Origin of the sequence: Microbacterium resistens (assembly GCF_031456305.1) — a bacterium.
In the GTDB taxonomy this organism is placed as follows: Bacteria; Actinomycetota; Actinomycetes; order Actinomycetales; family Microbacteriaceae; genus Microbacterium; species Microbacterium resistens_A.
The window spans coordinates 40668-57483 of sequence record NZ_JAVDUM010000008.1; the positions used below are offsets into that span (position 1 = coordinate 40668).

18 protein-coding genes are annotated in these 16816 nt (G+C 66.5%); 11 read left to right on the forward strand and 7 right to left on the reverse strand.

The genetic code is table 11. The annotated features are described in order from the left end of the window. Nucleotides 1–21: 21 nt before the first annotated feature. The 4 genes from J2Y69_RS09930 to J2Y69_RS09940 all read left to right on the forward strand — a co-directional run bounded on the left by J2Y69_RS09930 (nt 22) and on the right by J2Y69_RS09940 (nt 4253). Nucleotides 22–1242, forward strand: coding sequence for a toll/interleukin-1 receptor domain-containing protein (locus J2Y69_RS09930; protein WP_310020141.1), 1221 nt, complete (start codon nt 22–24; stop codon nt 1240–1242). Next, complete coding sequence (locus tag J2Y69_RS09935; RefSeq protein ID WP_310020144.1) at nt 1239–2069, forward strand: hypothetical protein; 831 nt, start codon at nt 1239–1241, stop codon at nt 2067–2069. The genes J2Y69_RS09930 and J2Y69_RS09935 overlap by 4 nt, the downstream gene beginning before the upstream one ends. Continuing rightward, nucleotides 2032–2712, forward strand: coding sequence for a restriction endonuclease (locus tag J2Y69_RS18065; protein WP_396653077.1), 681 nt, complete (start codon nt 2032–2034; stop codon nt 2710–2712). The genes J2Y69_RS09935 and J2Y69_RS18065 overlap by 38 nt, the downstream gene beginning before the upstream one ends. 257 nt (nt 2713–2969) lie before the next feature. Then, entirely contained in the window at nt 2970–4253 is a 1284-nt protein-coding gene (locus J2Y69_RS09940) for a hypothetical protein (protein ID WP_310020146.1), read from the forward strand. Between the two features lie 664 nt (nt 4254–4917). Here J2Y69_RS09940 and J2Y69_RS09945 read toward each other — a convergent pair. Next, the gene (locus tag J2Y69_RS09945) at nt 4918–6207 is read right to left on the reverse strand and encodes a CynX/NimT family MFS transporter (RefSeq protein WP_310020148.1); all 1290 of its coding nucleotides are present in this window, start codon (nt 6205–6207) and stop codon (nt 4918–4920) included. 53 nt (nt 6208–6260) lie between these two features. On the opposite strand from J2Y69_RS09945, the gene J2Y69_RS09950 reads away from it, so the two are divergent. After that, complete coding sequence (locus J2Y69_RS09950) at nt 6261–7145, forward strand: AraC family transcriptional regulator (RefSeq protein ID WP_310020149.1); 885 nt, start codon at nt 6261–6263, stop codon at nt 7143–7145. A 100-nt stretch (nt 7146–7245) separates the two neighbouring features. Here J2Y69_RS09950 and J2Y69_RS09955 read toward each other — a convergent pair whose 3' ends face one another. Continuing rightward, nucleotides 7246–8208, reverse strand: a complete 963-nt coding sequence (locus tag J2Y69_RS09955; protein ID WP_310020151.1) for an alcohol dehydrogenase catalytic domain-containing protein — start codon at nt 8206–8208, stop codon at nt 7246–7248. Nucleotides 8209–8293: 85 nt separating this feature from the next. On the opposite strand from J2Y69_RS09955, the gene J2Y69_RS09960 reads away from it, so the two are divergent. Continuing rightward, nucleotides 8294–8923, forward strand: coding sequence for a TetR/AcrR family transcriptional regulator (locus tag J2Y69_RS09960; protein WP_310020152.1), 630 nt, complete (start codon nt 8294–8296; stop codon nt 8921–8923). A gap of 54 nt (nt 8924–8977) precedes the next feature. Here J2Y69_RS09960 and J2Y69_RS09965 read toward each other — a convergent pair whose 3' ends face one another. The 3 genes from J2Y69_RS09965 to J2Y69_RS09975 all read right to left on the reverse strand — a co-directional run bounded on the left by J2Y69_RS09965 (nt 8978) and on the right by J2Y69_RS09975 (nt 11653). Further along, nucleotides 8978–9910 (reverse strand): zinc-binding dehydrogenase, encoded by a 933-nt coding sequence (locus J2Y69_RS09965; RefSeq protein ID WP_310020154.1) that lies wholly within the window; start codon nt 9908–9910, stop codon nt 8978–8980. A 118-nt stretch (nt 9911–10028) separates the two neighbouring features. After that, complete coding sequence (locus J2Y69_RS09970; RefSeq protein WP_310020156.1) at nt 10029–10754, reverse strand: ABC transporter permease; 726 nt, start codon at nt 10752–10754, stop codon at nt 10029–10031. Then, the gene (locus tag J2Y69_RS09975) at nt 10751–11653 is read right to left on the reverse strand and encodes an ABC transporter ATP-binding protein (protein ID WP_310020159.1); all 903 of its coding nucleotides are present in this window, start codon (nt 11651–11653) and stop codon (nt 10751–10753) included. Before J2Y69_RS09975 ends, J2Y69_RS09970 begins: the two co-directional genes overlap by 4 nt. Before the next feature lie 109 nt (nt 11654–11762). Between J2Y69_RS09975 and J2Y69_RS09980 the strand changes: the two genes are divergently transcribed. The 3 genes from J2Y69_RS09980 to J2Y69_RS09990 all read left to right on the forward strand — a co-directional run bounded on the left by J2Y69_RS09980 (nt 11763) and on the right by J2Y69_RS09990 (nt 13774). Next, nucleotides 11763–11999 carry a hypothetical protein gene (locus tag J2Y69_RS09980; RefSeq protein ID WP_310020161.1) on the forward strand — a complete coding sequence of 79 codons (237 nt, stop codon included), beginning with the start codon at nt 11763–11765 and terminating at the stop codon, nt 11997–11999. A gap of 126 nt (nt 12000–12125) precedes the next feature. Next, entirely contained in the window at nt 12126–13163 is a 1038-nt protein-coding gene (locus J2Y69_RS09985) for a sensor histidine kinase (RefSeq protein WP_310020163.1), read from the forward strand. Further along, nucleotides 13160–13774 carry a response regulator transcription factor gene (locus J2Y69_RS09990; RefSeq protein ID WP_310020165.1) on the forward strand — a complete coding sequence of 205 codons (615 nt, stop codon included), beginning with the start codon at nt 13160–13162 and terminating at the stop codon, nt 13772–13774. Before J2Y69_RS09985 ends, J2Y69_RS09990 begins: the two co-directional genes overlap by 4 nt. 72 nt (nt 13775–13846) lie before the next feature. Here the strand turns inward: J2Y69_RS09990 and J2Y69_RS09995 are convergent, their stop codons facing one another. Next, nucleotides 13847–14470 (reverse strand): TetR/AcrR family transcriptional regulator, encoded by a 624-nt coding sequence (locus J2Y69_RS09995; RefSeq protein WP_310020167.1) that lies wholly within the window; start codon nt 14468–14470, stop codon nt 13847–13849. Nucleotides 14471–14506: 36 nt separating this feature from the next. Between J2Y69_RS09995 and J2Y69_RS10000 the strand changes: the two genes are divergently transcribed. Together J2Y69_RS10000 and J2Y69_RS10005 are read left to right on the forward strand one after the other, a co-directional pair. Then, nucleotides 14507–15043, forward strand: coding sequence for a GNAT family N-acetyltransferase (locus J2Y69_RS10000; protein ID WP_310020169.1), 537 nt, complete (start codon nt 14507–14509; stop codon nt 15041–15043). A gap of 69 nt (nt 15044–15112) precedes the next feature. Then, complete coding sequence (locus J2Y69_RS10005; RefSeq protein ID WP_310020171.1) at nt 15113–16219, forward strand: GNAT family N-acetyltransferase; 1107 nt, start codon at nt 15113–15115, stop codon at nt 16217–16219. Nucleotides 16220–16264: 45 nt separating this feature from the next. Here the strand turns inward: J2Y69_RS10005 and J2Y69_RS10010 are convergent, their stop codons facing one another. Beyond that, on the reverse strand, nt 16265–16816 hold the full coding sequence (locus tag J2Y69_RS10010; protein ID WP_310020173.1) for a TetR/AcrR family transcriptional regulator: 552 nt from the start codon (nt 16814–16816) through the stop codon (nt 16265–16267).

Consider the following 16816-nt stretch of genomic DNA (forward strand, 5'->3'; position numbering starts at 1 on the left):
GGCGTTTCGAGAGGAGAGCACGTGCCGATCCCGCCGATCCTTGACGTGTTCGTCGTCTGGCACCCTGACGACGTGATCGGCGCCGAGCGATTCGCGGAGCTCCACGAGCACTTCCATAGCCCGGCCTTTTCGGGACTGGCCGGCGGCGCCGTCGAGGTGTACGGGCGCAGCGATCCCTGGGAGGACGGAGCGTCGCCACGGCCCTTCGGCATTGCAACGCCACTCGGCGAGGGGCTTCCGCCCGCGCAGTTCAACGCGATCGTCCCGATCATCGACACGAACTTGCTCCGCGCAGCGGCCGAGGTGGCTAATCCGTGGGGCGCATATCTTCGCGAGATTGCCGAGCTGAATCGGAGGTCTGGCGTAGGCGTCTACCCGGTCGTGGCCACAGACTTGCAATGGGGTACCAGCATCGTCAATCAGATCCTCGGCGGTATCCAGACCCTGCCTGCTGGCGTCAACACGGATGGTGGCCTGTTCGGGCGCGAACTGGCGCAGGCGATCACCCAACAGATCCAGCGGGAGGCGAACCTCCCCGCACGGTTGACGGTGTTCGTGAGCCACACGAAACACCGTTCTTCCGAGGAAGTTTCCCGTTCCGGCCCCGCAATGTTCGAGCGTGTACGTGACCACATCCAAAAGTCTCACCTGTCGGCGTTCTTCGACGCGCAAGACATCCAACCCGGTGGCGATTGGGAGAAGACGCTTGAGGGCGCCGCTGGTAACAGCGCGCTGCTGATGATCCGCACCGACGTGTACGCCGCACGAGAATGGACGCAACGTGAGGTCCACGCCGCGAAGCACAGCGGCATGCCAGTCGTCTGCATGTACGCGCTCACGGCCGGGGAGGAGCGGGGGTCCTTCCTGATGGACCACGTCCCGTCGGTGGTCTGTGACCTCGCCGATCCGGATCCGGGCGTCGCCCTTGCGCTCAACAGGCTTGTCGACGAGACGCTCAAGAACACTCTTTGGCAAGCGCAGACGTCCTATCTCTCGGAGGACGGGTTCGATTGGCTTCCTGCGCAGTCGCCTGAGCCAACCACACTCGCCCCCTGGCTTGCTTCACATCAAGAGACGCAGCCAGATGATAAGCACCTTTGGGTTATTCACCCTGACCCGCCGCTTGGGCCCGCGGAGCGAGAGGTGCTGCTGCAGTTGTGCGCGGTGGCCGGCTATGACGTCGACGTCGACATCTTGACGCCCAGGACGTTCGCCGCGCGCGGTGGAGCACTCAAATCATGAGCGAGCCCTCCCTTATCTCGCGAGATGCTCTTTCGGGCCATAAAGTCGCTTTGTCGGTCTCTGAGAGCGCCGATCTCGCCCGCCTTGGTCTCACTGAGCAACACTGCCGGCTGGTGGTCGCCGAAGTAGGCAGAGCGATCATGCTCGCGGGAGGGACCGTCGTGTACGGTGGTCACCTCAATCCAGGTGGCTACACCGAGATCCTGATCGAAGAGGCCCAACGTTTCAGCAGCGGACGATCCGTGCTTGAGATCACGCTTGCCGAATCCGAGTACCGGAAGCTCACGGCGGACGAGCTGGTGGCGGCAGACCGGAATCTCGGTGACGTCGGCAGACTGACGTTGGTTTCCGAGTCGTGTATGGCGGTGCCGATCGCACGCGCCCTGGACGGCTCCTGGACTCAGGACGCTGGCAACGCGTTGATCGCGATGCGCGAGCATGTCGCGAGAGCAACAACAGCCCGCCTGATTGTCGGGGGACGCCTCGCGGGCTACGTTGGCGCGGAACCCGGCGTCATCGAAGAGGCGCGTCTGACGATTCAGTCCGGGGGTCTTCTCCTCGTCGCCGGAGGGTATGGTGGTGCGGCGGCGGCAGTCGCGCAGCGTCTATATCCGCAGTACTTCGAAGGCTGGGTGCCTGGCGCATATCCGGCTCATGCTCATGATGCAGAGGTCACAGTTGCGCTTGATAACTTGCATGATGCATACATGAGTGCAGCCCCCGAACCTGACATCGACGAAGAGCTACTACAAATCCTCACCATCAGCCATAGACCAGCCGATATAGCGCGTGCCACCGTGCGCCTGCTCTCCGAGGCGGCAAACTAGGTTGGCTCGTTGGCGTGAGTATCAAGAGCAGGCAGCGGGGCTCTTTCGGGAACTTGGATTTAACGTTCACACTGACCTGCGGGTAACAGGAGCGCGTGGCAGCCACGACGTCGATGTCTACGCGAGCTTCGAACGGGCTGGTCTGGTTGTGAACTGGATCATCGAGTGTAAGCATTGGAAGCGCCCAGTCGACAAGTCCCACGTACTAACCCTGAGGTCGATCGTGGAGGATGTTGGTGCAGATCGCGGGATCCTGCTCTCAGAATCCGGAGCTCAAAGCGGCGCAGTTGCAGTCACACACAAGAGCAATGTGCACGTCACGTCGATCGTCAATCTCAAGACTATGGCAGCTGATGAGATCGTTCTGGAACAAGTTCGTGCTCTGCCCAGAAGAGTCGCAATGGCGCACGCTCGATACTGGGCGCTCTCCAAGTCGCATCGCGAAGAGTATGGACTTCGGCCTGAGGGTGCAGCGGGCGGCTATAGCGGCGCTGTTGTCCTGATGCAGATCAAGGACGTTCTCTTCAGCGCACTGGCGGAGCAGTACCCCCCCCGCGGGGAGACGTATTGCCCAACCTTGGCCTCCACAGCCCAGACGAAGCGCTCGCATGGGTGTACCCGCAGCTGGCGGACCTCGAGCTGAAACTCGAAATGGCAGAGAAGGCTCTAGCCACCTGACCAACTCGCCGGCCGCGGTGGCCGTTGATGGATGACGGGGCGGTTGTTGGTCGCTGGGGCGCATCCGGGCACGATCAACTGTCTTTGCTTCACGCGCTTGATCTCCAACTGTGTAGGCGTGTTCACCCGAGGCTCTCAGTCCAGCGTGGAGGTGCCGTCCGTCCCGGACCCTCGGGAGCACACATCGTGCAGCTCCCTCGCCTCAGGTTCTATCGTTTCCTCATGGCAATACCCGATGCCCAGGCATGCCCTTGCGCCAGTGCGCATCGGCGACTCATGGACCTCCATGAGGATATTCATCGAGCCATCGAGAACTATCTCGACGAGAACGAGTTCCGACGGTGGCTCAACTCAGCCATCCAGAACTCGCGCGGCGTGACCTTCCTCCTGCAGAAGCAGAAGGTCAAGTGGGCCGACTTCGATACCTGGTACGGTGACTGGCAGAGTAGGGCGCGCGAGAACCCGGTTCTTGGCTGGGGCGTGACTGCCAGAAACCGGATCGTCAAGGAAGAGGATCTCGCTACGCTAAGCCAGGCGGTAGTGGGTGTTTACGACACCCATCGCCGCGGATACGAAGACGTGTTCGTGGTGCCGCCATCTACGTCGCCGGAGACGATCATCGCGTCATTCGTCAAGCTGGCGGAGCAGGACGGCAAGAAGCGAAAGGGGTGGATCCGCATCGAGCGACGCTGGATCGACGACCAGCTCCCCAATTATGAGCTGGTCGCTGCGCTTCGTGAGATGTACCGGGCAGTAGGGAAGGCGGTCGAGCTTGCTCACAAGGCCAGTGGCGTGGACGCATGCCTCGCCCCGTCATTCGCTCGGGAGTGTGTTACGAGCAGAATCGATCTTGATCTTCACTGTCTCGGATCGGGGAACCCTGTGCCCACGATGATGCTCGATCTTGAGTCCGGAGAAGTCGCAACGGTTGGCTTCCGTGGCCTCGAGCGCGACGATTCTGAGGATTTCGCAGAGTTCGGTCGCCAACACTACGGCGAGCCGCCGCGGTTCACTACTGACCCCATCGCGCATGTTGACGAAAGGATGGAACTCTCCAAGCAGTTTCTCAAGGCGGATGGCTACGCGGGTCCGATTCTGATGCTGTTTGGCAACGGCGGGGGACGGTTGTTCCCTATTGCGTTCGGCGATGACGAGCCTCGCGAAATGAAGATCGCAGCCGTGCTCGAGACGGTAGGTGCATGGCAGTTCACTGGCGCGGTGTTTTCGTCGGAGACGTGGATCGGTCTTCCTGGCTCGAAGGGCGAGCTCGTGGGTGTGCCCAAAAGTCGTTTGCTACCAAGCAACCGAGAGTTCTTCAGCGAAGACTCGAAGGGAGGTGCTCGCGACGAAGGCCTAATCGTGGTCGGCCTTTCGGCGGATGGACGGCAGCGGGTACTCACCCAGCCGTTCGGTCGGGTCCTCGGGGGTTATGTATTCGGGCAGCTGCTGGAGAACGAGATGTCCGTGCCTACGTTCCTACGTCCACTATGGGAGCGGTGGCGCTGATGGAGCGATCGGAGAATCGAAGTGCTATTCCAGCGCCGCTACTGATGGGACCGACGGGGAGTGGGGCCTTGGCCTCGGGGAGCGGGCCAGTCAGGTGACCAACAGCCGGCACGTCGTTCGGCGGCTCGACGACGCCGAGAACTTTTTGACCAGATTGGTGACCAGAAACCCCCAGAATGGCCGGCATCAGTCGTTGACTGCCGGTGGTGTTGTTGCCATGAGAACCGCGGAATTTCCTGGAATCTCGTCCGATCGGCACTCAGGCACGACGGGCTCAGAGCCCGTCAGTTGTTCTTGGCGCGAGTCCGAAGCCAGACCCATCAGAAACCCATCTGAATCAGCCGCCAAGACCCGCCACCAACCGGCTACACTCGGACCAAGCGAACCGCCTGGTTCCCTGTAAACACAAGGGAATCCGCGAGTTCCCGAGACGATCGGCGGAGACCGTAAATCGACCGGATTCTCCAAGGGGCCGCAGGTTCAATTCCTATCAGCCCGACCGGCTTCTGCATTCCCCGAACAGCCAACCTTTCCAAAAACTCCTCCGGTTGTTTACAAGCAACGTCGTCGCATCGCGGTGCACCGGCTGACTTCGTACCGCGCGATCTTGACCATCGACCGAGCGCGAGACTTGGCTCTGCCACGGCGGCGAACTCGCTAACCCTCACCGACGGCTGAGGACGTGACGTTCCCGGCTCGCGGCGATGCCGGTCATGACCTGCGGGATGAGGATCGCGATCAACGCGATGATCGGTATGACCCAGTTGTCCGTGAGCGAGTGCAGCGCGCCGAGCGCGAGGGGCCCGAATCCGGCCACCACGTAGCCGATGCCCTGCGCCATCGTCGAGACGTGCGCCGTGTGTTGCGCATCAGGGGACCGCAGGACGATGTATGTCAGCGACAGCGAGATCGCAGCCCCCTGCCCGAGACCGAGCGCGGTCATCCAGATCCACGGGAGTCCGCCCCAGGGTGCGACGATCAGTCCGGCGAGCGCGGCCGCGCAGAGCGCGGTGGAAAGGGCGACCGGCAACCAGTGCGGTCGCATCCGGCTGATCGCGAGAGGCACGGTCAGCGCGGCGACGATCCCGGGAAGGCTGGAATAGGCGAGCAGGAGGCCGGCATCCTGCACGGTCGTCCCGGCGTCGTGCAGCATGGAGGGGATCCACGTCAAAGCGGCATAGTAGCTGAGACTCTGCAGGCCCATGAAGCCGGTGACCGCCCACGCGACCGGGTCTCGAAACAGGCGAGCGAAGCGCGGCTCGTCGCGCGGCTCAATGATCGCGTCGCCCTCGCCCTCGGGGCCGATGCGAGCCGCAGGCCCGCGCGCGGGCTTTCTGAGGGCGTGGGGGGTCCAGACCACGAGCGCCACGACAGCGGGGACGAGCCAGAAACCCAGCGCCTCGCGCCACGACCAGGCGAACGCGGAGATCATAGGCGCCGTGAGTCCCGAGGCGACAGCGGCGCCGATGAACAGCGACGTGGAGTACAGGCCCATCATGAGCCCCACTCGATGCCCGAAATCCTGTTTGATCGCGGCCGGGATGCACACGTTGGCCACCGCGATGGCAGCACCCACGAGAACCGTCCCGCCGAAGAGCGCGATCGGCGAGGCGATCAGCCGAAGACCGATACCGAGCGCCACCAGCGCCATCGAGACCCCGAGGAGTCGGTGCAGCCCGATGCGGCGGGTGAGCGCCGGCGTGAGAAATGCGAATGCGCCGAAGGCGAAGACCGGGATGCTCGTGAGCAGACTCGCCATCGAAGCGGAGATGTCCAAGCCGCTCTGGATGGATGAGAGGACCGGCCCGACTGAGGCGACCCCGATCCGCAGATTGAAGGCGATCAGCAGCAGGCCCAGTGCGAGGTAGGCGCTGAAGAAGCCGGCGCCGCGGCGTGCGTCTCTCCTCGGGATGCTCGTTGAGCCGGTGTCCGGCAACTCACTGATCGTCGTCATTCCGCCAGTTCAGCAGGCGCATCACGTTGGCAAAACACGTAAACTCCCGTCTTATGTCGGTTTCTCGCCAATCGCTGAACCTCGACGACCTCCGTCTCGAGACCCAGGACGGTGGACTCGTGAGGGAGGGGGCCTACCTCGTCGCGCACACCGACACCTCGCCACGGCATTCCCACTCGCTGGGCCATCTCGTGCACGCCGCATCTGGCGTGCTGTCGCTCTTGACCGACGACGGAACATGGATCGCGCCGTCGAACCGCTTCGCGTGGGTCCCTGCGGGGGTGGAGCACTCCCACCGTGCCCACGGCCGAACCGACATGCGTGTCGTCTACCTCGAAGGCCAGCTTGCCCGCGCGCTGCCGAGCACGCCTGCGGTTCTGATCGCGTCGTCTCTGGCGCGAGAAGCCGTCCTTGCCCTCACCTCAGGCGAACCGCGCTCGGCTCCGGCGCTTGACCGCCTCCGACGTGTTGTCGTCGACGAGGCGACGACCGCACCTGAGCAGCCACTGCATTTGCCCGAACCGCGAGATCTGCGATTGCGTAAGGTCGCTCGCGAGGTCGAACGGGATCTCGCCTCGCCGCAGTCGCTGACGCAGATCGCGCAGCGCATCGGAGTGGGGGCGCGCTCGCTCAGCCGGCTCTTCCGCGAGGAGACAGGCATGGGCTACCGGCAGTGGCGACTCCAGCTCCGCGTGCATCGCGCCCTCGTGCTCCTGGCGGAAGGCACCACGGTCACCGACACCGCGGCGGCCTGCGGGTGGTCGACGACGAGTCAGTTCATCGCCCAGTTCTCCCCGCTGGTCGGGATGACACCGGGCCAATACCGCGCGCGGCCGGGACCTGTCCGGAACCTCGTGCACGCGATCCCTGCAATGCATGACGTGCAGACCGACCTCCCGCGGACCCGACCGATCCGGAGGGCCACGGAGAACTGCTGATCCGGCAACCTGGAGGTCAACAACCTGGGGGTCAACGACCTGGGGATCAAGGGCCGCAGTCGGGACGCCTCCTTCTCGGTCTCGGACGGTGAGAGCCCGCTCAGGGCACGAGCACGATGCGCCCGAACACCTCACCGGCATCCATGAGCCGATGCGCCTCGGCGGCGGCGCTCAGCGGGAGGGTGCCGTGAACCATAGGGGAGAGGATGCCGCGAACGGCGTCGTCGAACATCTCGTGGCGTACCCGGGCGAGCTCGTCGCGCGGCACGGTGTCGAGGCTGAGAGTTCCGAAGGTGATCGATCGGCGGAAACCGACCAGAAGCGCCGTGCCGAAGTCGGCGGGCGGGAATCCGCCGACCACGCCCACGGCGATCAGGCGACCATTGGGCGCGAGCCGCTCGATGAACCGAGGAAGATCGGCGCCGCCGACGATGTCGAGGATGACGTCGAACTCGGCCGGGGCCCCCGGATCGCCCGCGCCTGCGCGGTCGAGCACGTGCGTGGCGCCGAACGCCCGCAGTCGCTCGCCGCGCTCGGGAGACGACGCGGTGACGGCCACGGACGCCGCGCCGCGCCGAGCAGCCAGCTCAACGCCGGCCAGCCCGATGCTCCCAGCGGCGCCCCGCACGAGCACGGACTCGCCCTCGACAAGGCGGGCGCGTTCGAGAGCGAAATGCGCGACCGGCGCCGCGCCGCCGATGGTCACGGCCTGGACGGACGAGAGATCGGAAGGCAGCGGGACGATCTCGTCGGCGCGAGCGATCACGTACTCGGCATACCCGCCGGAGATTCCCGTGAACGCCCAGATGCGTCGGCCGACCCACGTGGGATCGACGTCGGCTCCCGTCGCGGCCACGACCCCGGCAGCCTCGCTTCCCGGGATCATCCCGGCCTCGCGGGTCGCTTTGGCGATCCCGCCACGCCGGATCACGACGTCGACCCCGCCGACGCCGATCGCCTCCGTTCGAACGAGGACCTCGCCGGCTCCGGGCGTCGGGACAGGAAGGTCCGTCACCTCCATCCCGCTCGGGTCGCCGAAGGCCCGGATGATCACTGCGCGCATGGTGCACTCCGTTTCGTGGCGAGAGGTTGGACCCGCCTTCCGAAACGTAACGGACGCCTGCGTCCACTTGGCTAAAGTGAGACACATGTCCACGATGCTGCCTCAGGATCTCCGTTCCGACGCGAAGGAGAACCGCGATCGGGTGCTCGCCGCGGCTCGTGAGCTGTTCGCGACCGACGGGCTCGACGTGACGATGCGAGAGATAGCCCGATCTGCCGGCGTGGGGCCGGCCACCCTCTACCGGCGGTTCCCCACGAAAGCCGATCTCGTCCGTGCCGCCTTCGTGAACGAGCTCGACGACTGCCGCTCGATCGTGGTCGACGCCCTTGCCGACACCGATCCGTGGCGCGGTTTCCGCGGCATCATCGAGCGGGTCCTGGTGCTCAACGCCCGGAACCAGGGCTTCACGGATGCGTTCCTCTCCGCCTACCCCGACGCCGTCGACCTCCGGGCACAGCGGGAGGAGGCCGTGCGGGCGATCGCCACCGTGGCTCGTCGTGCCATCGACGTCGGTGCGCTGCGCGCCGACTTCGTCGTGGACGACTTCCTGATCGTCCTGCTCGCGGCGCGTGGACTCTCGAGTACGACGGAAGCAGAGCGTACGCGTACCGCGCGGCGCTACGCGGCGCTCGTGATCGACGGACTGCGTGCGTCCGGCCAGCACCGACCGCTGCCGCCCTCGCCGCGACTCGTCCCGAGTGTCATCTCGGGGTAGAAGAGGGCCTCTCCGGCGCGGAACGAGGAAGGGGCCGAGGAGTCACCTCGAGGATCAGCCCGGAAACTCGGCGTGGTCCACGCGGAAGACGACCCTTCCTGACGGGCGAGGGGCTCCTCGTCGGACCCAGGTCGCGAGCTCGGTCCAGGGGCGCGTGTCGACATCGCCGACCTGGAGCTGCCTGTCTGCCGCGAGGTATGCCATCTCGTCGGCGAGACCGGATTCCGCTCCGAGGAAGAAGCTCGTGATCGAGCGGTCGGCGGTCGTGGGGTCGGCGATGAAGGCGCCGTAGGGGAAGCGCTCCTCGGCGCCGGCGGAGTGACCGAGTGCGATGACGGTTGCGCCGGGTTCGAGGAGGGCGTACGCGTCGACGAGGTGCTGACCGCCGATCATGTCGATGGCGCCGTGGACGCGAGACGTCAACGAGGAGAGGGCGGTGTGCGTCTCGTGGGCACCGAGGCGTCGGAGATCGGCGTGCTGGCCCTCATCGCGCGCGACGGCGACGACGTGCGCGCCGGAGCGGGCCGCGAGCTGCACGGCGATCCTTCCCACCGCGCTCGTGGCTCCCACGATCAGGATGCGTCGCCCCAGGACCGAGCCGAGCTTCCGCAGAGCGCGCAGGGCGCTGGTCGCCGGGACGGGGAGCGTCGCCAGGTGCCCCCACGCCGCGTCGGGCGGGGCGGCGGCGGTGGACGCGTACGGCACTGCACGGCGCTGCGCCCAGCCGCGGGCACCGAGCCCGAGGAAGACCACACGATCTCCGGCCTGCGGTCCTGCGCCGTCGGCGGCGGCCTCGAGCACGATGCCCGCACCGTCCCAGCCGGGTATCGACCCGGGGGGAGCTCCGGGGATGGCCGCGATGTCACCGGGATTCGGGGCGAACGCCTCGACACGCACCAGCAGCTCGTGCGGAAGCGGGGAAGGCTCCGCCACCTCGCTCAGGGTCACGCCGCCGGGTGTGCCCGGTGTCGTCGTCCATGCCAGCATCTCGGACCTTTCTCACGCCGGACGTCGTCGTCGCCTGCAACCTGTCGCGGTCGGCCTCTATTCCGCCCGGGTGCCCCGGGTGAGGTTGGGCCAGGAGCCCCCGGCCGATGCGACGGGCTCAACGCCGCGGTTCCCAGCGGAAGGTGATCTTCGCCATGATCAGTGCTGCGGCGATCCAGCCGAGGGTCGGCAGCATCAGCAGGAGGTTCTCCCCGAGCGCGGTGCCGCCGTTCCACGCGTTGATGCTGAGCTGCGTCGTCGCACCGGACGGGAGGAGCGCCTTGACGATCGGTGCGGAGTCTGCGCTTGTCAGCCCGATCCACATCGCCAGCCCGATCGGCCCAAGGGTCAGCGGCAGCGTGGTGACCTGTGCGTGCTCCGGGGATCGGGTCACTCCGGCCGTCGCGAGGGCGAGGGCGAGCATGAGGGCGATCAGGAGCAGGCCCGAGACCACGAGCAGAAGCGGGTCGGCCGGGCCCTCGGTGACGGACGCCAGCACACCGAGCACGATGACCAGTTGGAGTGCGCTGATCACCACGGGCGGGGCGACGAGTCCGGCGAGGATGCTCGCATCGCCCGCCGCCGTCGACCGCAGCCTCTTGAGGAAGAGCGTCTGACGCCTCGCCGCCAGCGTCGTGACCGCGGTCACGTAGAGCCCGAGAACCGAGATCGACGCCATCATCGAGCCGACCGCGAAACCGATGCCGGCGGGGAAGTCCCGAAAGGCGTCGCGTGCGAAGATCAGCAGCGCGCTCGTCCCGAGGGGGATCAGGGTCGCGCTGATCAGCACCGACCTGTTCCGGATGATCTGCTTCAGCTCGCTGGCCGCGATCGTGAAGGTCATCGTCCCTCCTCCTGTCGGCTGTTCTCTTCTTCGGCGATCGAGCGGAGCACGTCGTCCAGCCGGGGCGATCCGGCTTCCAGGGCGTGCAGCTCCACCCCCTCGCGGGATGCCCAGTCGAGCAGGGCATGCAGCGTGGTCTGCAGCTGCGTGGTCCGGATGACGAAGCTGCCGTCGGGGAGCTGCTCCGCCTCCGACGGCGCCGTGGCGCCGGCGGCGAGGGCGAACGAGATGCGCGCGGGAAGCGTGCTCGTGATGTCGTGGACGGTTCCCTCCGACCGCAGCCGTCCGCCATGCATCAGGCCGATGCGGTCGGCGTGCTGCTGCGCCTCTTCGAGGTAGTGGGTGGTCAGCAGGAACGTCGTCCCGTCCGACCGCAGCGAGTCCACCACCGACCAGAGATCGTCGCGAGCGTTCACGTCGAGCCCGGTGGTCGGCTCGTCGAGGATGATCAGCTCCGGTCCTCCCCAGATGGCGGTGGCGAAGTCGAGACGCCGCTGTTCGCCGCCGGAGAGCTGAGCGACCTGCGTCTGTGCGCGGTGGTCGAGGCCTACGACGTCGAGGACGCGGGAGGCGTCGTCCTTCCGGCCGGAGAGGGCGCCGAAGAGCTCGACGGACTCTCGTGCGCTCAGTTCCGGAGAGAACCCGCCGTTCTGCAGCATGATCCCCATGCGCGGGCGCACTGTACGGCGCTGGCGCGGGTCCTCCCCGAAGACGCGGACGGACCCGTCCGTGGCGGGACGATGCCCCTCGATCGACTCCAGCGTCGAGGTCTTGCCCGCCCCGTTCGTGCCCAGCAGCGCATAGAGCTCGCCCTCCGCGACGGTCAAGGACAGCTCTTGCACGGCCCAGAAGCCTCCGTAGCGTACGGAGAGCCGATCGATCTCGATGAGAGGATGCATGCCATCCATCCCATATGCGTGTGCGGCCCTGCGACAGTGCCGTCATGTCATCGGAACAGATGACACAGCGTCACTACCGGCGGCGCCGAACGCCGGAGAGGCTCGAAGCATGAAACTGCTCAGAGGTATCCTCATCGCGATCGTCGTCGTCGGTGTCCCCAGCGCGTTCGTCCTGCTTCTCAGCCGGAGCAACCCCGACATCATCGGGTTCCTCCCGGACGACTGGGAGGTGTTCATCATCGAGAACGACTGGATCGGCTTCCTCGTCCTCGGCATCGAGGTGGCGGCCGCGCTCGGTGCCACCGGGCTCGGGTCCCTCATCAAGAAGCGTGAGAACGCCGCCTAAAATGGGGGGATCGAACCATTCGCGAAGGCGGGCCGTCCGCTGACGGGTTCTGGGACCCGTCAGCGGATCCGGCACGCGACGATTCTCACGGTCACGGTCGCGGTCGTCCCCATCGGGATCCTGGCCGTGGCCGTGACCTCCACCTCGTGGTGGGACGGAGTCCTCGTTGCGGCGGGCCTTCTCGCGCCGCTGCTCCTACTCCGGCAGTGGGCTCCCGACGGGCTCCCGAGCGGCAGCGTCCTGGTCCTGGTGCTGTCCGCCGCGAGCTGGGCGCTCAGCGCGGCGCTCGGCGGAAGCCCGCTGGGCGTGTTCGCCCTCTCCTTGGCCGGCGCGATGATCCTGACCCGGCTGCCTCGTCATCGCTTCATCGCCATACTCGGATTCAGTGCGGCCTCGGCGGCGATCGGCGCCATGGCCTTCATCACACAGCCGTTCACCCTTCTCACCGCAGCGCACTACCTCCTCATACCGGCCGGCACGACGCTGTTCGTCTGCATCGTCATGACCATGGTCGAACGCTACTCAGACATCCTCCTCACCCTGGAACGCGCGAAACAGGCCGAGGCCGAGCTCGCCGTCGCGCGGGAGCGCATCCGCTTCGCGAGCGATCTGCACGACATCCAGGGGCACACGCTCCACGTGATCAAGCTCAAGACGGCGCTTGCCAAGCAGATCACCGACTCCGACCCGTTCGCCGCGAAGCACGAGCTCGACGAAGTGCAGCACCTCATCGCCGACACCATCGCCCGCACGCAGGACCTCGTCCATGCGCAGCGCCGCCTCAACGTCGCCGTGGAGACGGAGAACGCCAAGAACCTCCTCGAGGCCGCCGGAATCGCCGTGACGGTCACCACGACAGGCCCGGCGGGAGGCTCCGAGGGAGCCCTGCTCGCGCAGGTGCTGCGCGAGACGACGACGAACATCCTGCGTCACTCGGACAGCACGCGCACGACGATCACGATCGACGCCCGGCGCATCGAGATCGTCAACGACGGCGCCGGCGCAGGACCGCTGCCCCCGCTCGGCGGTCTGAGCACTCTCCGCAGCCGACTGGAGGAGATCGGGGGAACGCTCGACGTCGCCCGCGAATCCGGTCGTTTCCGAACGACGGCCACGGTCCCTGCGGCGGAGCCGGTCGCACCGACGAGCGAGGATGACAGATGAACGCCCCTCCCGTGACCGTCCTCCTCGCCGACGACGAACAGCTCATCCGCTCCGCGCTCGCCGCTCTGCTGCCGCTCAACGGAAACATCGAGGTCATCGCCGAAGCCGCCGACGGCGTCGAAGCGGTCAGGCTGACACGGGAGCACCGGCCCGACGTCGTCGTCATGGACCTCGACATGCCCACCATGGACGGGCTCCACGCCGTCGCGGAGATCCGCGATGACGACCCGGACCAGATCATCGTCCTCCTCACCCGCCACGCCCGACCCGGCGTGCTGCGAAGAGCGTTGAAGGCCGGAGTGCTCGGCTTCCTCAGCAAGGCGGCCGATCCTGAGCTCATCGCCGAGGTCATCCACACCGTCGCAAGACGACAACGATGGATCGACCCAGGCATCGCCGCGCTCGCCATGACCGACGACTGCCCGCTCACCGAACGAGAGCTCGACGTGCTCCGCGAGACGAGCGAAGGCTATGCCGTCACCGACATCGCACGACGGCTGCACCTCGCGCACGGCACGGTCCGCAACTACCTCTCCAACGCCATGCAGAAGACCCAGACCGCGACCCGTCACGAGGCCGCACGCTACGCCCGCGAACACGACTGGCTCTGACCCGTCGCCTCGGCTCGTGCATGAGGACTCCGGCAGCCGGGCGACCGGCGGAGGATGTGCTGGCTGTACTGACTAGAGTCCGCCCTCGGTTTCGTGCTCACTGGCCAGCAACGCCGTCAAGCCGGCGGTCAGAATCGACTCGGGCGACAGCTCATGGCGATGGTGTAGCCGGGCATAGACGGGGGCGATGTCGGCGTCGACGGGCGCGACCCGCTCATCACTTGCGACAGCAACGGTGGCCGCGCTGCCGACGACGTAGTTCGACACGGAGTATGCCGTGCTGAGAGGGTCAGGCTCCCCGGCCTCTTCGAGGAGAACGCACATGCGCTCCGACAAGCGGAGGTAGTGAGGGCCGCGGGGCGCTCGCATCGAGATCACCTGACATGCCCAGGGGTTGCGCAGCAGGTGCCGGTAGTAGGCGACCATCAGGTCGTGAATCCCGGCATGGATGAGGGCGTCGCCGACGTCGTGGTCGGTGCCGAGAGCGTGGTCGAGCGCAAGATCGAAGAGATCATGGACCGACTGCACCCGCGAGTACAGGCTCGGCGGCGCGACGCCGATTCGTGCGGCGACAGCGCGAACGGTGAGGGCGCGCAGCCCCCCGCTCTGGAGAAGGGCGACGGATGCCTGAGCGATGGCGTCGACCTCCACGGCGCGGGCTCTGAGGATGGGTTTGCGGTGCGACCAGTAGCTCACCCATCCATCCTATCCGAACTATGTTAGGTTAACGAGATGCTTGATGCGTCCCTACTCCCACTGCATGACGGCCGCGCGCGGCTGCGTCCGCTGCATGCCGCCGATGCTGTCGCTTTCGCCGAAGGCACCGCCGACGCCGAGGTGCAGGCTTTCGGGCACCTGCCCGAAAGTGACTACACCCCGGACTCCGTGCTGACGATGATGGAGGAGCAGGCGTGGCCAGGTCTGGAACGCGGAGACGTGGCTGTGCTCGCCATCGCGACGGAACCGACCGATGAGTTCGCTGGCAGCCTGGTGCTGTTCGACGTCTCTGAGGACTCGGTGGAGGTGGGCTTCTGGCTCCACCCTGAACGGCGAGGCTCGGGCCTTGCCTCGGCGGCGTTGGAGCTCGCGGCGCAGTTCGCCGCTCGTAGCAGCCTCGTCCGGTTGACGGCCCGCACCGAGATCCGGAACTCATCTTCCCAACGCGTTCTGGAGCGGGCGGGGTTCACGCTCGAGGGAAGCATGACGGACACGGCCCCTTCGGGGAAAGAGGTCGAGGTCTGTCTCTACTCGCGATCCATCCGTGGGTAGGTTGCGCGGCGGGGCGAGATCTCCTACGCCGTCCGGCGGCCGGCACGACGCTACAGAAGGGAAGACGATATGACATCACAAAGCGAGCCGTCCGTCGGGGGCGGCGAGGAATCCGGTCTCCCGAGTGCGGACTCGGTCGGGCTGCGTCCGCTCTCCGAGCGCGTGCGCGCTCCAAGGGTGCTGGCGCTCCCTGGAGCGCAGCAGGGGCTCAGCTGGCGTGGCGCGCGCAAGAGCGACCTCACAGCTCTTCTGGAGCTCGAACGCGCCGTGAACATCGCCGACCGCCCTGAAGCGACGGCGGACCTCGACGACCTGGAGGAGCGCTTCGACACTCCAGGCTTCGACGCGGCCGTCGACAGCATCGTCGCTCTCGATGGCAATGGGGTGGCAGTGGCCTACGGTGAGGCCTATCTGGAGGCCAGTGGCGAAGCGGTCGTGACCGTGCACATCAACGGACATGTGCACCCGGGATGGAGACGGAGAGGCATCGGCACGGCGCTGCTGCGGTGGCAGGAGGGGCGAGGAGCCCAGCACCTCGCGGCGTCCGACCTGCGGCTGCCGGGCATGCTGAGCACCCTGGTCGGCGAGCATGCCGCAGGGCAGCGTGCGCTGTTCGACGCCGAAGGCTTCGTGCCCACTCGGTGGTGGCTGGAGATGGAGCGCGATCTCGGGCAACGAATCCCGGAGATCGAGCTCGGCGCCGGCCTGAGAATCGACGCGTACGGATCGAGGTGGTCGGAGCCGGCGCGCGCGGCCATCAACGCCGCGTTCCGCGACCATTGGGGCAGCCAGCCGACATCGCGGGAGGAGTGGGAATCGTCCCAGCGTTCCGAGGAGTTCCAGGCGGAATGGAGTGCAGTGGCCCTGGCCACGCTTCCGGACGGCACCGAGGACGTCGTCGGCGCCATCACCGTCGAGGCCGATGAAGACGAGTGGGAGTCCTACGGCTATCGCTTCGGGGACGTCGACGAACTCGGCGTAGTGCGCGCTTGGCGGGGTCGCGGAATCGCCCGTGCTCTTCTTGCATGGTCGATGCGAAGAATGCGCGATGCGGGCATGACGCGGGCGACCCTCGACGTCGACGGCGACAGCCCGACGGGGGCCCGCGCTCTCTACGAGGGGATCGGATTCGAAGAGACGGAGCGCTCCATCACCTACACGAAGAGGTACCACTGAACGGTTCGTCGCGGTCATCGTCGCTCATCGGGACCGCGGTCTTGCTCAGAGCGATATCGCGTCGGCGATCGCCGAGGACATGACAGTCGCCCCCGAGAACTTGAGCTTCTCGGGGGCGCCCGGCGGTAGCCCGGCGAACCCCAAGGCCATCGTGAGCAGGCCTGCTGCGGTGTCACGGGACGTGTGACCGAGGCAACCCTCGAGCACCTCGATCAGGATCTCGAGGGTTTCGATGAAAGCGGGCGCGAATCCGGCCCTGATGCGGGCCTGTGTCGAGGCCTCCGCCCACCTCGCGAGTGATGTGCCGCCCCGCGGATCGTCGAGGACGTCGGCGAAGAACTCCCGCAGCGCGTCCTCGCGGTCCATTCGTGCCACGTGAGTGCGGAAGTCGCGGACCTCGTTCTTGGCGTAGCGCTTCCACGCTTCGGAGATCAACTGGTCGATCGAGGCGAAGTGGTGGTGGATCTGACCGGGGGAGCCCCCGAGGACCCCGGAGACCGTGCGACTGTTGACGGCGGAGATCCCATCCGAGGCGATGACCCGCGCGGCCGCATCGATGATCGATCGACGGCGCTCCTCGCGAGGCAGATACGACAT

What these genes read in the sequence shown, in the direction of transcription:
- J2Y69_RS09965 (WP_310020154.1), bottom strand. Translation starts at nt 9,910, where the DNA reads ATGCTGGCATGGACGACGACACCGGGCACACCCGGCGGCGTGACCCTG.
- J2Y69_RS10000 (WP_310020169.1), top strand. Translation starts at nt 14,507, where the DNA reads ATGCTTGATGCGTCCCTACTCCCACTGCATGACGGCCGCGCGCGGCTG.
- J2Y69_RS09945 (WP_310020148.1), bottom strand. Translation starts at nt 6,207, where the DNA reads ATGACGACGATCAGTGAGTTGCCGGACACCGGCTCAACGAGCATCCCG.
- J2Y69_RS09955 (WP_310020151.1), bottom strand. Translation starts at nt 8,208, where the DNA reads ATGCGCGCAGTGATCATCCGGGCCTTCGGCGACCCGAGCGGGATGGAG.
- J2Y69_RS10005 (WP_310020171.1), top strand. Translation starts at nt 15,113, where the DNA reads ATGACATCACAAAGCGAGCCGTCCGTCGGGGGCGGCGAGGAATCCGGT.
- J2Y69_RS09970 (WP_310020156.1), bottom strand. Translation starts at nt 10,754, where the DNA reads ATGACCTTCACGATCGCGGCCAGCGAGCTGAAGCAGATCATCCGGAAC.
- J2Y69_RS09975 (WP_310020159.1), bottom strand. Translation starts at nt 11,653, where the DNA reads ATGCATCCTCTCATCGAGATCGATCGGCTCTCCGTACGCTACGGAGGC.
- J2Y69_RS09950 (WP_310020149.1), top strand. Translation starts at nt 6,261, where the DNA reads ATGTCGGTTTCTCGCCAATCGCTGAACCTCGACGACCTCCGTCTCGAG.
- J2Y69_RS09960 (WP_310020152.1), top strand. Translation starts at nt 8,294, where the DNA reads ATGTCCACGATGCTGCCTCAGGATCTCCGTTCCGACGCGAAGGAGAAC.
- J2Y69_RS10010 (WP_310020173.1), bottom strand. Translation starts at nt 16,816, where the DNA reads ATGTCGTATCTGCCTCGCGAGGAGCGCCGTCGATCGATCATCGATGCG.
- J2Y69_RS09990 (WP_310020165.1), top strand. Translation starts at nt 13,160, where the DNA reads ATGAACGCCCCTCCCGTGACCGTCCTCCTCGCCGACGACGAACAGCTC.
- J2Y69_RS09980 (WP_310020161.1), top strand. Translation starts at nt 11,763, where the DNA reads ATGAAACTGCTCAGAGGTATCCTCATCGCGATCGTCGTCGTCGGTGTC.
- J2Y69_RS09940 (WP_310020146.1), top strand. Translation starts at nt 2,970, where the DNA reads ATGGCAATACCCGATGCCCAGGCATGCCCTTGCGCCAGTGCGCATCGG.
- J2Y69_RS09935 (WP_310020144.1), top strand. Translation starts at nt 1,239, where the DNA reads ATGAGCGAGCCCTCCCTTATCTCGCGAGATGCTCTTTCGGGCCATAAA.